The sequence below is a fragment of the Arthrobacter sp. UYCo732 genome (genome assembly GCF_040547265.1).
Lineage (GTDB): Bacteria > Actinomycetota > Actinomycetes > Actinomycetales > Micrococcaceae > Arthrobacter.
The window spans coordinates 72,338-85,003 of sequence record NZ_JBEPPJ010000008.1 but is presented as its reverse complement, the minus strand read 5'-3'; the positions used below and the strand labels follow the sequence as shown (position 1 = coordinate 85,003).

14 protein-coding genes are annotated in these 12,666 nt (G+C 64.9%); 10 read left to right on the top strand and 4 right to left on the bottom strand.

Annotated features, from left to right (window positions below; all coding sequences use genetic code 11):
- Window positions 1-210: 210 nt before the first annotated feature.
- Window positions 211-456, bottom strand: coding sequence for a hypothetical protein (locus tag ABIB45_RS12550; RefSeq protein ID WP_354216181.1), 246 nt, complete (start codon window positions 454-456; stop codon window positions 211-213).
- Between ABIB45_RS12550 and ABIB45_RS12545 the strand changes: the two genes are divergently transcribed.
- From ABIB45_RS12545 to sucD, 4 genes are all read left to right on the top strand, one after another.
- Window positions 445-1,398, top strand: a complete 954-nt coding sequence (locus tag ABIB45_RS12545; RefSeq protein WP_354216180.1) for a glycosyltransferase — start codon at window positions 445-447, stop codon at window positions 1,396-1,398. The two genes, ABIB45_RS12550 and ABIB45_RS12545, sit on opposite strands and share 12 nt — an antisense overlap.
- 18 nt (window positions 1,399-1,416) lie before the next feature.
- Entirely contained in the window at window positions 1,417-2,124 is a 708-nt protein-coding gene (locus ABIB45_RS12540) for a hypothetical protein (RefSeq protein ID WP_354216179.1), read from the top strand.
- A gap of 222 nt (window positions 2,125-2,346) precedes the next feature.
- Window positions 2,347-3,516: an ADP-forming succinate--CoA ligase subunit beta gene (gene sucC / locus ABIB45_RS12535; protein WP_354216178.1), complete on the top strand. Its 1,170-nt coding sequence runs from the start codon at window positions 2,347-2,349 to the stop codon at window positions 3,514-3,516.
- A gap of 11 nt (window positions 3,517-3,527) precedes the next feature.
- Complete coding sequence (gene sucD, locus ABIB45_RS12530) at window positions 3,528-4,430, top strand: succinate--CoA ligase subunit alpha (RefSeq protein ID WP_354216177.1); 903 nt, start codon at window positions 3,528-3,530, stop codon at window positions 4,428-4,430.
- A 146-nt stretch (window positions 4,431-4,576) separates the two neighbouring features.
- On the opposite strand, the gene ABIB45_RS12525 is transcribed toward sucD, so the two are convergent.
- Both ABIB45_RS12525 and ABIB45_RS12520 read right to left on the bottom strand, forming a co-directional pair.
- On the bottom strand, window positions 4,577-5,059 hold the full coding sequence (locus ABIB45_RS12525; protein ID WP_354216176.1) for an SRPBCC family protein: 483 nt from the start codon (window positions 5,057-5,059) through the stop codon (window positions 4,577-4,579).
- On the bottom strand, window positions 5,056-5,415 hold the full coding sequence (locus tag ABIB45_RS12520; protein WP_354216175.1) for an ArsR/SmtB family transcription factor: 360 nt from the start codon (window positions 5,413-5,415) through the stop codon (window positions 5,056-5,058). The genes ABIB45_RS12525 and ABIB45_RS12520 overlap by 4 nt, the downstream gene beginning before the upstream one ends.
- 249 nt (window positions 5,416-5,664) lie before the next feature.
- On the opposite strand from ABIB45_RS12520, the gene ABIB45_RS12515 reads away from it, so the two are divergent.
- Together ABIB45_RS12515 and ABIB45_RS12510 are read left to right on the top strand one after the other, a co-directional pair.
- Complete coding sequence (locus ABIB45_RS12515) at window positions 5,665-6,135, top strand: SRPBCC family protein (RefSeq protein ID WP_354216174.1); 471 nt, start codon at window positions 5,665-5,667, stop codon at window positions 6,133-6,135.
- A gap of 10 nt (window positions 6,136-6,145) precedes the next feature.
- Window positions 6,146-7,294 (top strand): LOG family protein, encoded by a 1,149-nt coding sequence (locus ABIB45_RS12510; protein ID WP_354216173.1) that lies wholly within the window; start codon window positions 6,146-6,148, stop codon window positions 7,292-7,294.
- 7 nt (window positions 7,295-7,301) lie between these two features.
- On the opposite strand, the gene ABIB45_RS12505 is transcribed toward ABIB45_RS12510, so the two are convergent.
- On the bottom strand, window positions 7,302-8,477 hold the full coding sequence (locus ABIB45_RS12505) for a VIT1/CCC1 transporter family protein (protein WP_354216172.1): 1,176 nt from the start codon (window positions 8,475-8,477) through the stop codon (window positions 7,302-7,304).
- Between the two features lie 214 nt (window positions 8,478-8,691).
- Between ABIB45_RS12505 and ABIB45_RS12500 the strand changes: the two genes are divergently transcribed.
- The 4 genes from ABIB45_RS12500 (at window position 8,692) to ABIB45_RS12485 (ending at window position 12,618) form a co-directional block, all read left to right on the top strand.
- Window positions 8,692-8,916 (top strand): hypothetical protein, encoded by a 225-nt coding sequence (locus tag ABIB45_RS12500; RefSeq protein WP_354216171.1) that lies wholly within the window; start codon window positions 8,692-8,694, stop codon window positions 8,914-8,916.
- A gap of 223 nt (window positions 8,917-9,139) precedes the next feature.
- Complete coding sequence (locus ABIB45_RS12495; protein WP_354216170.1) at window positions 9,140-9,715, top strand: helix-turn-helix domain-containing protein; 576 nt, start codon at window positions 9,140-9,142, stop codon at window positions 9,713-9,715.
- 117 nt (window positions 9,716-9,832) lie between these two features.
- A complete protein-coding gene (gene speB, locus ABIB45_RS12490; RefSeq protein ID WP_354216169.1) occupies window positions 9,833-10,906 on the top strand; it encodes an agmatinase in 1,074 nt (357 codons plus the stop codon).
- Complete coding sequence (locus tag ABIB45_RS12485) at window positions 10,903-12,618, top strand: thiamine pyrophosphate-binding protein (RefSeq protein WP_354216168.1); 1,716 nt, start codon at window positions 10,903-10,905, stop codon at window positions 12,616-12,618. Before speB ends, ABIB45_RS12485 begins: the two co-directional genes overlap by 4 nt.
- Window positions 12,619-12,666 lie beyond the last annotated feature (48 nt).

The following is a 12,666-nucleotide window of genomic DNA, read 5'->3' as shown; positions in this document are numbered from 1 at the left end:
CGCGGACCCCGGCTGGCTTACAGTTCAGGAACGCGCCCGTAGCCGGGAAGCCGGTGACGCGCAGGCTATTTGAGCACAGCAGATTCGGGGCACCACTGTGAAGATCCTGTTCGCCAGCCAGGCCATGGACGGCCATTTCAACCCCATGACGGGCGTGGCGATGCGGCTCAAGGGCCGTGGCCACGACGTGGCCTGGTACACGGGTTCCGTCTATGCAGACAGGCTCGGAGGAATGGGAATCCAGCACTTCCCCTCCGCAGGGCCATCGAGCACCGCGCGGACAACCTCTATGAGCTCTATCCGGAGCGGGCCAAGCTCAAGGGCCCACGGGCCATCGGCTTCGACGGCGAGAAAATTTTCGCCTGCAATGTCAGCCACTTCTTCGAGGACATCCGTGAAGTCGCGCAGCAGTATCCCTTTGACGTTGTGGTGGCGGACAGTTCCATGTTCATTCACCGCCTCGTCTCCCATTTGCTGGGCAAGCCGTTGGTGAATTTTGTCGCCATCCCCAACATGGAGAGTGACCCGCAGGTACCCCCGCTCTTCTTCGGGTTCCGGCCGCCACGCCATCCCGTGGAGAAGGCGGTCCACGGACTGGCGGGCCTGCTGTCCGACAAAGTTATCCTTCGGCCTGCCAGCCAAAGCTACCGCCGGCAGCACGCCGCCTACGGCCAGGCTGTTCCGCGGGAAGGCCGGCTGACGGACGAGCCCTATCGGTGCTCGGACGCCATTATCCAGACCGGCCCGGAATCCCTCGACTTCCCGCGGCGCCGGGTCAACCCCAAAGTGCACTATGTCGGCGCGCTCCTGCCATTCCGGGGGCTTGGCCAGCCCGCCACCGGTTCCGGCGGGGATGGCGGGTTTCCCCGGTCCTACCCCGCAACACTCGTTGTCACCCAGGGAACTGTGGACAACCTGGACCAGGACAAACTCATCCTTCGGTCGCTTGAGGCGGTCAAGGAAATGGATGCATTGGTCATCGTCGCAACCGGCGGGCACGGCACCGAGGAGTTGAAGGCCCGCTACCCACAGTCCAACGTAGTGGTGCGGGACTACGTGGACTTCGCGGAGGTCTTTGACTTCACGGATGTCTTCATCACCAACGGTGGATTTGGCGGTGTTCAGCTGAGCCTGTCGAAGGGTGTTCCGTTGGTGGTGTCGGGCATCAACGAGGGCAAAAGTGATGTTAACGCCCGGGTGGAACACGCCGGCGTCGGCATTAACCTCAGGACAGAGTCACCTAAGCCCGCCGACATCGCCGCAGCAGTGGGAAAGGTCCTGGCGGATCCCGGCTGGAAATCCCGCGCCCGGAAGATGCAGGAGCAGTTCGACCGCGAGGATCCCGCGGAAGCTGCTGCCGCAGTCGTGGAGGCCGCAGGCAGGCGTACGCGGGGCTGAGACCGCTGCCGGGGCATAATGGAGGCCATGAGAAGGACTGTATTGGGGATCCTGGCCGCCTTCTTCCTGCTGGCAGGCACTGCCTGCAGCATCACTACCGAGGACCCGGGCTACGTGGCTCCGCTGCCGCTGCCGCCCTTGGAACAGCTGGAACGGGCGGCTCTGGTGGACCCCGCGGGGTTCCGGGCCGGCCAGGACGTCCTCTCGTTCATCACCGAGGACCGGAACATCGTGTGCTCCCTGACGTCCGCCAAGGGGGAGCACCTTAACCTCCCGTACGAGCTGAACAGCTTTACCGACAGCGCCAACGACAAACTGGCGACTGTTCCGGTGGCACACTGCCAGTTGGCGAACTATCCCAAACCTGCCGCCGTCGACATCAAGGACGATTGCGCCGGCACCGGCCTGGGCTACCTCGGCGGCACGGCGCTGCTCACGCCGGACAAGGCAACGTACGGGGAATGCCGTTCCGGCGTCACACAAATGGAGGCCGCTTACGGGCCCAAGGGGAGCAAGACCGGCCCGCTCAGCGAACTGCCTGTCCTGGCCGACGGCGCCAACCTGGAACGGAACGGCATCCGCTGCTCGCCGTATAAACATGGCGTAGCGTGCGGGAACGTTTCCGCAGGTGTCGCCTTCTTCGTCGCCAGGGATCAATACGAAGCCTTTTCCAAGGGTGCCGAAACCGCCGCTCCAGCACCGACTGACGCCCCAAAAACCCCGTAATCTAGGGATTTTTCTACGCTCCATAGAATAGTGTGCTTACTCACATAAGCGGTACTGTGGAACGGGCCGGTCCTTGGAGAGGACTAGAGTTCCGAGTGGAGCATGGCGCGCTGCGGCCCGTTTTCGAACTGGTCGCAAGTGCTTGCAATCCGCAGCCCGGTCCTCGTCTCCGACGGTGCCCGACTGTACAGAAACTACTTCGACGTAGAAGGACACTAAACCGTGGACCTGTTTGAATACCAGGCGCGCGATATGTTCGAGGCGCACGGTGTACCCGTGCTTGCCGGCATCGTGGCGTACACCCCAGAAGAAGCAAAAGCAGCAGCCGAAAAAATCGGCGGCGTGACCGTTGTTAAAGCACAGGTCAAGGTAGGCGGTCGCGGCAAGGCTGGCGGCGTCAAGGTAGCCAAGACCGCTGATGAGGCACTTGAGCACTCCACCAACATCCTCGGCATGGACATCAAGGGCCACACCGTCAACAAGGTGATGATTGCCCAGGGTGCCGACATCGCCGAGGAGTACTACTTCTCCGTGCTGCTGGACCGGGCCAACCGCAACTACCTGGCCATGTGCTCGGTTGAAGGCGGCATGGAAATCGAACAGCTCGCCGTCGAACGCCCTGATGCCCTGGCCAAGATCGCTATTGATCCTGCCGTTGGCATCGACCAGGCCAAGGCTGACGAAATCGTTGCAGCCGCAGGCTTCGCCGAGGAACTGCGCGGCAAGGTCGCCGCCGTGATCCTTAAGCTCTGGGACGTCTTCAAGAAGGAAGACGCCACCCTCGTGGAGGTCAACCCGCTGGTCAAGACCGGCGCCGGGGACGTTGTTGCACTGGACGGCAAGGTGACTCTGGACGAGAACGCCGAGTTCCGCCACGCCAAGCACTCCCTCCTTGAGGACAAGGACGCTGCAGATCCGCTCGAGGCCAAGGCCAAGGCGCAGGACCTGAACTACGTCAAGTTGGACGGCGAAGTAGGCATCATCGGTAACGGTGCCGGCCTGGTCATGTCCACCCTGGACGTCGTCGCCTACGCCGGTGAAAACCACGGCAACGTCAAGCCCGCCAACTTCCTGGACATCGGTGGTGGAGCTTCCGCCGAGGTCATGGCTGCAGGCCTCGACGTCATCCTGGGCGATCCGCAGGTCAAATCCGTATTCGTGAACGTCTTTGGTGGCATCACCGCGTGTGACGCCGTCGCCAAGGGCATCGTTGGCGCGCTGGCCGAGCTGGGCCACAACGCGAACAAGCCGCTGGTAGTCCGCCTCGACGGCAACAACGTTGAGGAAGGCCGCCGCATCCTGGCCGAGGCCAACCACCCGCTGGTTACCCTGGCCGCCACCATGGACGAGGGCGCCGACAAGGCCGCCGAGCTCGCCAACGCAGCTAAGTAAAGGGACGCACCATGTCTATCTATCTGAACAAGGACTCCAAGGTCATCGTCCAGGGCATCACCGGCGGCGAGGGCACCAAGCACACCGCCCTGATGCTCAAGGCTGGCACCAACATTGTGGGCGGCGTCAATGCCCGCAAGGCTGGCACCACCGTCCTGCACGGCGATGCTGAAATCAACGTCTATGGCACGGTCAAGGAAGCCATGGCTGAAACCGGCGCCGACGTCTCCATCGTCTTCGTGCCGCCGGCTTTCACCAAGAATGCCGTCGTTGAAGCCATCGAGGCCGGCATCGGCCTGGTGGTTGTCATCACCGAAGGCGTGCCGGTCCAGGATTCCGCCGAGTTCTGGGCACTGGCCCAGTCCACGGTTGACGCCGACGGCAAGCAGGTCACCCGGATCATCGGACCCAACTGCCCCGGCATCATCACCCCGGGCGAAGCCCTGGTAGGCATCACCCCGAACAACATCACGGGCAAGGGCCCCATCGGACTGGTTTCCAAGTCCGGTACCCTGACCTACCAGATGATGTACGAACTGCGTGATCTCGGCTTCTCCACCGCCATCGGCATCGGCGGCGACCCCGTCATCGGCACCACGCACATCGACGCCCTGGCTGCGTTCGAAGCTGATCCCGAGACCAAGGCGATCGTCATGATCGGCGAAATCGGTGGCGACGCTGAAGAGCGCGCTGCGGAGTTCATCAAGGCCAACGTCACCAAGCCGGTTGTCGGCTACGTGGCCGGCTTCACCGCTCCCGAAGGCAAGACCATGGGCCACGCCGGCGCGATCGTCTCCGGTTCCGCTGGAACCGCCCAGGCCAAGAAGGAAGCCCTCGAGGCTGCAGGCGTCAAGGTCGGCAAGACGCCGTCCGAGACCGCCACGCTGCTGCGCGAAGTTTTCGCAGCCCTCTAAGCACTTTCTATAGCAACGCGGGCTCACTCCCGGCGCTTTCCCACTGCTGGGTTGGGCCGAAAGTGACCCCGCGTTGCTATTTAAGTACGACGACGGATGGTCACCTTCCAAGGGAAGGTGACCATCCGCCGTCGAACTTTTGCGTCCTAGACCTTGGCGCTTGAGAGCAACTCATCGAGCCGCTCATAGCCTTCAGTCATGCCGCCCTCCATTCCTGACTGCGCCATGCCGTCCCGCGCTTCCAGGCTGGGATAGACCGAGTGGCCGCGGAGCCTGCACCTGCCGTTGCCGAGGTCCTCGAAGGTCATGTATTCCAGGCTCACGACGTCCGGGTAGCCGCCGAATTCGAACGTCTGCAGGGCGAACTCGTTCTCCCGAACGGTGTGGAACACCCCCGTGAACTCGTAAGCCACGCCGTCGTGCCCGGTGTGGATGTACCGGTAGCTCCCGCCGCTGCGGAAATCGTAGTGGTCCATCTCCATCTTCAGCCCGCGCGGGCCCAGCCACTGGGAGATCAGGTCCGGTTCCTTGTGGGCGCGGAAGACATCCGCCACGGGGAAGTCGAACTCACGCTCGTAGTCAATGAAGGGGAGGCCTTCAGGGACCGAAAGCTTCAGGGAATTGGTCATTGTACTTCCTTTGCCTTGGCGCCGCTTTGCCCGGCGCTGGATTGAAGCACGGCCTCCAGGCTGCGGAACTGCCCCTCGCGGACCAGCCGGTACTGGTCGATCCACGCTGTGAGCGCCTCAAGCCGTGCGGGATTCAGGTGGACGGGCCGGCGCTGGGCTTCCCGTGTTCGGGTAACGAGCCCTGCCTGCTCAAGGACCTGGATGTGCTTCGAGACCGCCTGTTTGGTGATCGCGAAGGGTTCCGCCAATTCGTTGACTGTGGCCTGCCCCCGGCTGAGCCGGGCGATGATCCGGCGCCGCACGGGATCGGCCAGGGCCATAAAGGCCGAGTCCAGGGTGCCGTCGTCGGGGTTCATGTGCTGCGGGCCTTTCTACTCCATCAACCTTCCATAATCAATTAATTCATTGATCAACATGTTGATTGAATAAGAATATTCCCGCCAGACGTTCCCGGTCAAGGAGTTTTTGTCCAGATAATGGCCTGTTCCACGTGGCTTGCGCACATTATCTGGACAAAAATTCGAGGGTGGGTGGTGCCCGGTCGATCGCGTGAAGCCGCGGACCTGCCTCCCGGCTGTCAAAGCCGGTCTGACTAGGCTGGGGGGATGAATAACCGATACCTGGTGTCCCGTGAGCGATTCATCCCCGCGGCACCGGCAGAGATCTTTGACGTGCTGGCCACGCCGGCGCTGCACAGCGTGATCGACGGCTCCGGCACCGTCAAAGGTGCCCAGCCGCGCGGCCCGGAGCGGCTGGACCTCGGGGCCCGGTTCGGCATGGAGATGAACATGGCCGTGGACTACAAGATCCTGAACACTGTCTGCGAGTTTGAGGAGGGCCGGCGCATCGCGTGGCGCCATTTCTACGGCCACGTCTGGCGGTACATCCTGGAACCCGCCACCGACGGCGCCGGCAACGCCGGGACGAAGGTCACCGAACAGTGGGATGCCAGGGCAGTCCGGGGCAAGTTCTTCCTCCGGCTGGCAGGCTACCTGCGCCGCCACCCGGCCAGCATCGAGGAGACCCTGCTCAGGCTGGACCGGCACCTGACGGGCGCCGACGGAACAGCACGCTAGGTCCGGGGGCATGAACCCTTCCGGCGGCCTGGCCCCCAGCCCGCGCACCCTTGAAGTCGAAAGCCTTGACAGCTTCGACCGGCTCATTGCGGCAGGGGCCGTGGCCATGCGTGGCTGGCACGCCCAGTCCCTCGACCTGCGCGGCCGGAAGGCCGCCCTGGAGGCACTGGCCGTGGAGGGCGCCATTTTCCTCGGCTGCACCTTCGACCCCGGAGTGGAGGACGGGCTCCGGCACCGCGGCGCACTGATCTTCCCCAGGCTGGCCGGTGTGCCGTTCGATCCGTACCGGGCCCGGCTGTACACACCGCAGGAACTTTACGCGGGGCTGGAATCGGCGCCTTATGAGGACCTTCCGGATGCCTGCATCTATCAATGGAGCATCCGCGCCGGCCAGCGGCACCGGCTGGACGCCACCCTTGCCTCTGCGCTTCACGACCATGCCATCGGTGACGCCCTTGATGAGTTCAGGAACTCAGACCTCTGCGCAGGCCGGACCGCCGTGGGGGTCATGGGCGGACACGCGGCTCAACGGGGCACCGAGGAATTCGCGCAGGCCGCCCTTCTGGGCCGGCTCCTCGCCCAATCCGGACGGCTGGTGGCCACCGGCGGTGGCCCCGGCGCCATGGAAGCCGCCAACCTGGGCGCCTACCTCAGCCACACCCCGGACAGTGACTTCGACCAGGCGCTCGCAGTCCTGCAGTCCGTCCCGGGGTTCCGGCCCTCAGTGTCCGCGTGGGCACGCGAGGCGGCCGCCGTCGTCGAACGCCATCCGGACGGGACGCCGTCGCTGGGAATCCCGACGTGGTTCTACGGACATGAGCCGCCCAACTATTTCGCCACCCACATTGCCAAGTACTTCGCCAACGCCATCCGCGAAGCGATCCTGCTGGAACTCTGCGACGGCGGCATCATCTTCCTGCCGGGAGCGGCGGGCACGGTGCAGGAAATCTTCCAGGACGCGTGCGAGAACTACTACGGCGCCCGTGAAGCGGTCACACCGATGGTGCTGGTGGGCAGGCGGCACTGGGAAGAAGAACTGCCAGCGTGGCCCATGCTCCAGAAACTTGCGGCAGGGCGGGCCATGGCGGACCGGATTTTCCTGGTGGACAGCGTGGCCGAAGCACTCGCGGTGCTTGACAGGGCAGGGACGGGCGGATGAGCGCCCGTTAGCCCACCACGGTGCCGAAGGCGAGGCCCAGTACGTAGGTCACGGCGGCGGCGGCCAGGCCGATGGCCAACTGGCGCAGGCCGCGGGTAAGGGGCGACGTCCCGGAGAGCAGGCCAACGATTCCGCCGGTCACCAGCAGGGCCAGTCCCACGAGCACGCCGGCGACCACCAGGGCGGCAACTCCGGTCAGGCCGAACAGGAAGGGCAGGATGGGGATCACGGCGCCGGAGGCAAAGAAGCAGAAACTGGACAGCGCCGCACCCCATGCAGTGCCCACTGCTTCGTGCTGGTCTTCCGGCTCCGGCAGTTCGGGCCGGAGGGACAGGCTGGGATCGCAGTCGCAGCCGAGCAGGCCCATGCGTTCGGCCACGCGGTGCTCGGCGGCTTCGTGGGTCATCCCGCGCGCCAGGTAGACGAGCAGGAGTTCGTTGTGTTCGATGTCCAGTTTCGGCGCCACGGCGAGGGTGATCTGGGTGGGCTTGGTGGCCGCCAGCAGTTCACGCTGGGAGCGCACGGAAACAAACTCGCCTGCGGCCATGGACATAGCACCGGCCAGGAGGCCCGCCACGCCGCTGAGGAGCACCACGCTGCTGGCCACGCCGGAGGCGGCCATGCCCATCACCAGTGACAGGTTGCTGACCAGGCCGTCGTTGGCGCCGAAGACAGCCGCCCGGAAGGTGCCAGCCAGGCGGTTGCGGCCACGGGTTGCCAGGCCACGGACCACTTCCTCGTGGATCTGTTCGTCCGCGGCCATGGCGTCGGTGGCGTTGGGATCCATGGCGTAGGGGGAGCGGCCTTCGGCGCGCTGGGCCAGGGCCAGGACAAAGACGGAACCGAAATGGCGGGCGAGGAAGCCCAGGAACTGGCTGCGGAGCGACGCGGGCCGGGACTTTTGTGCCTGTTCACCGAGGAGCTTGAGCCAGTGGGCCTCGTGCCGTCCTTCGGCTTCGGCAAGGGCCAGCAGGATCTCGCGTTCTTCGCCTTCGCGGTTTTGCGCGAGATGCCGGTAGACGGCGGCCTCTGCGCGCTCGTCCGCCAAGTACTGGCGCCACCTGCGAATGTCGGCCGGTGTGGGCTGGGCGCGGTGGCATGTTTCCGCGGGCTGGGCTTGGCTTGAATTGGCGTGCGGCGACACGGGGGCTCCTGGGCTGGATGGGGCATGGTTCGGCCCCATTGCACAGCCAGCCTACCGCGTATTTCCGCGGATTTTCGGCTGGCAGGCCTCACTGCATAGTTTCGGTTTCCCTTAAATCCATCCACTTCGGCCATGCCCCCGGGCCGCTGCACTGGCCCTTGACCGGGCTGCCGGGCGGTGCTCTGATGAAGGAGTGGAGCGCGCCCGCGCCCACCGAAAAGAGCACGTCAGGCGATCAAACGGAGGTTGGATCATGAATACCACCGGACAGCACCCGGACATGCCGCACCTCGATGCCGTTGAATCGGATCCGGCGTACGACTACGCCGACGATGTCCCCGCTAGCGAGGACAACTGGGACGCAGAGGACGAATTCCTGGACGGCGAAGAGGCCGTTGTCCCGACGACCCCGGTGGAAGCCGATGCCGAGGAGCGCGTGGTTCCCGTGGACGATGACGAATTCCGCGAAACCGAGTAGAAACGGACGACGGCGGCACTTCCGGTTCCGGGAAAGCGAACGGAAGTGCCGCCGTCGTGCTCTGCCCTTCGGTGATCCTTGCTGACGATCGCGAGTGACGTATGAGGCAAGGATGGACGCGCCATCTTGTTGTTGAAGGGCGTCCCGCGGCTTCGCGCTTGCTGCTGGCTATTAGGATTGCCCCAGAGATGGGGCCGGACCGCCGGCCATGAAAGGTCCGCACATGAAGGCACTGCCAGTAGAGCCGAGCAACATTCCGGTTGCCATCGGGTCCAGAATCCGTGCCGCCCGGCAGTCACAGCGGCTGACCATCGAACAGGTGGCCGATGCGACCGGCCTGACCAAGGGTTTCCTGAGCCGTGTGGAGCGGGACCTCACGTCGCCGTCGGTCGCCTCGCTGGTGACCCTGTGCCAGGTTCTGTCCATCTCCATCGGTGACCTGTTTGCTGCCCCCGAAACACACCTGACCAAGCGGAATGACGGACCCCGGATCTCGCTGGGGGGCGAAGGCATTGTGGAGCGGCTGCTGACCGCGCGTTCCGAGCGCCGCATCCAGATCATCCAAGCCGTCATTGAGCCCCACGGCCGGGGCGAGACCGAGCTTTACGCTGTGGACTGCGACGTGGATGTGCTCCATGTGATCAAGGGCCGCATCCGGTTGATCCTGACCAATGAGGAATACGAACTCGGTACCGGCGACACCGTGACCTTCCCCGGACGGGAACCCCATACGTGGGTCAATCCCACTGACGAACCCGTCGAGGTTCTCTGGGTCCTCGTCCCGGCCGCGAGCCGGTAGCACTCCTGCCCACGTGAACTGTTGAGCACATATTGTAAACATCTGATGCGCATAAGGAAACTTGAGGCTATGATGGCTGTCACAACTGCGGATCAATCCTCGAAGGAGAGGCTCACTGTGAGAGAGCTGCGCATCGAAGCCAACGGCAACCTTGGCCCCATTGATTCTGCTCGCATCCCGCGCTACGCGGGAGCCGCCACTTATGCCCGCCTGCCGCGCCTTGACCAGGTGGCCAAGGCTGACGTAACCGTGGTGGGCGTGCCCTTCGATTCCGGCGTTTCGTACCGGCCCGGCGCCCGGTTCGGCGCCAACCATGTCCGGGAAGCCAGCCGCCTGCTGCGCCCCTACAACCCGGCCTGGGACGTCAGCCCGTTCGAGAACGTGCAGGTGGCGGACGCCGGGGACATGGCGGTGAACCCGTTCAACATCAACGAAGCCATCGAAACCATCCAGCAGAACGCCCTGGACCTCACTGCTGCCGGCAGCAAAATGGTGACCCTCGGTGGTGACCACACCATCGCACTGCCGCTGCTGCGCGCGGCAGCCGAACGCGCCGGCGGCCCCGTCGCGATGCTGCACTTCGATGCCCACCTGGACACCTGGGACACGTACTTCGGCGCCGAATACACGCACGGCACCCCGTTCCGCCGCGCCGTGGAGGAGGGCATCCTGGACACCGAAGCGATCAGCCACATCGGCACCCGCGGTCCGCTCTATGGCAAGAAGGATCTCGACGACGACCATCGCTTCGGGTTCGGCATTGTCACCTCCGCCGACGTCTACTACCAGGGCGTGCTGGAAACGGTGGCCAAGGTCCGCGACCGGATCGGCAACCGCCCGCTGTACATCTCCGTGGACATCGACGTCCTGGACCCCGCCCATGCGCCCGGCACCGGAACCCCTGAAGCCGGCGGCATCACCAGCCGCGAACTCCTGGAGATTATCCGCGGCCTCCGCGGCATGAACCTCGTGGGCGCGGACGTCGTTGAAGTTGCCCCCGCCTACGACCACGCAGAAATCACCGGCGTGGCAGCCAGCCACCTGGCCTATGAACTGGTCACCCTGATGGCGGACAATGCTGTTGAAGGCGACCGCCTCGGGGCAGCCACCGGCTACGCAGCCCAGGCGCTCGGCCAGGAAGTCCGCCAGCCGGCCGGTTTCGCCGCCGGAATCAAGGAGCAGGCAAGATGATCGATTTCGATCCAGGCGCAGCAGTTGCCACTGCAGGGGACGCCAAGCGGACCAGCCAGCGTAACGGGGGGGACCTCGTCGTCGAGACGCTTGAAGCACTCGGCGCCAAGACTGTCTTCGGCATTCCTGGCCAGCACGCACTGGGCCTTTTTGACGCCATGGGCCGCGGCAACCTGCGCTTTGTCTCGTCGCGGGTGGAGAACAACTCAGCCTTCGCCGCGGACGGGTATTCCCGCGCCACCGGGGAAGTGGGAGTGCTGTTCCTGTCCACCGGGCCGGGCGCGCTGACGTCCCTGGCCGGCCTGCAGGAGGCCTACGCAACGGCGGTGCCCATGGTGGTGGTGGCCAGCCAGATCCCCCTCGAAGGGCTCGGCGCCCGCCGCAAGGGCATGCTGCACCAGCTCGATGACCAGAAGGCCTCGGCCGCAAACGTCACCAAGAGCCAGCGCCTGATCCAGCACGCCTCCGGCATCCCGTCGGCCATCCAGGACGCCTGGACCGAGGCGATCTCCTCGCCGCAGGGTCCCGTGTGGCTGGAAATCCCGCAGAACGTGCTGCTGGATCCCATCATGGTCCCCCCGGTGGAGGATGCGCTCGCCGAGGCTACAGACAATCCGCCGCGGGTGGAGCTGGTCCGCGAAGCCGTGAAATGGCTGTCGACGGCGGAACGTCCAGCCATCATCGCCGGCGGCGGTACGCGCCGGGGCCGGGCCGAGAAGTCGCTGCTCTCGATTGCCGAAAAGCTGCGGGCGCCGGTCATCTGCACGCCGGGCGGCATCGGAGCGTTTCCCTGGAACCATGAGCTGTCGCTGCAGTCCTGGATCGAGGACCGCTTCATGACGGACGTACTGGAAGATGCCGATGTCCTGATTGTGATCGGCTCGTCCCTGGGCGAAGTCACCTCCAATTACTTCACCTTCGAACCGCGCGGCCGGATCATCCAGATTGATGCCGAACCGCGTGTGCTTGAATCTAACCGCCCAGGCCTGGGCATCCGCGCCGACGCCGGCCAGGCGCTCGCCGCCCTCGACGAAGCGCTGGTGGTTGAACCCGAAACCCAGCCCAACTGGCACGGCACCACCCCCGAAGCGGTGGTCAAGGAGTCCCTTGCCAGGGTGGGCGCCCGGCTGGAATCGCAGGACCTGGCCAAGGAACTGAAGTTCATGGCCGACATCCGCGAAGCCGTTCCGGCGGACATGCAGACCTTCTGGGACATGACCATCTCGGCGTACTGGGGCTGGAGCTGCTGGGATGCGCGCCAGGGCCAGTTCCACTCCGCCCAGGGCGCCGGCGGCCTGGGCTACGGTTTCCCGGCAGCCATCGGCGGCGCCGTGGGGCTGGAAATGCTGGGCAGGCCCGCTAGTTCGTCGCGGGTACTCGCGGTATCAGGGGACGGTTCGTCCATGTACTCCATCTCCGAACTCGCCACCGCCAAGCAGCACAACATCCCGGTCACCTGGCTGATCGTGGACGACGGCGGCTACGGCATTCTGCGCGAATACATGGTAGGCGCGTTCGGCAAGGCCACGGCCACCGAGCTCGCCCGGCCGGACTTCGTCAAGCTCGCGGAAGCGTTCGGCGTGCCGGCCACGCGCGTGGCCCCCGAAGATGTGGGGGACGCGCTCAGGGCTGGTTTCGCCGCCGACGGACCCAACGTCGTCGTCGTCGAAACCCTGCTCAAGATGTTCGGCCCTACCCACCTGGGCGACTAACCACCTGGACAGCAAAAAAAAATCCGCTCCGCGGCAGCGCAGAACAAC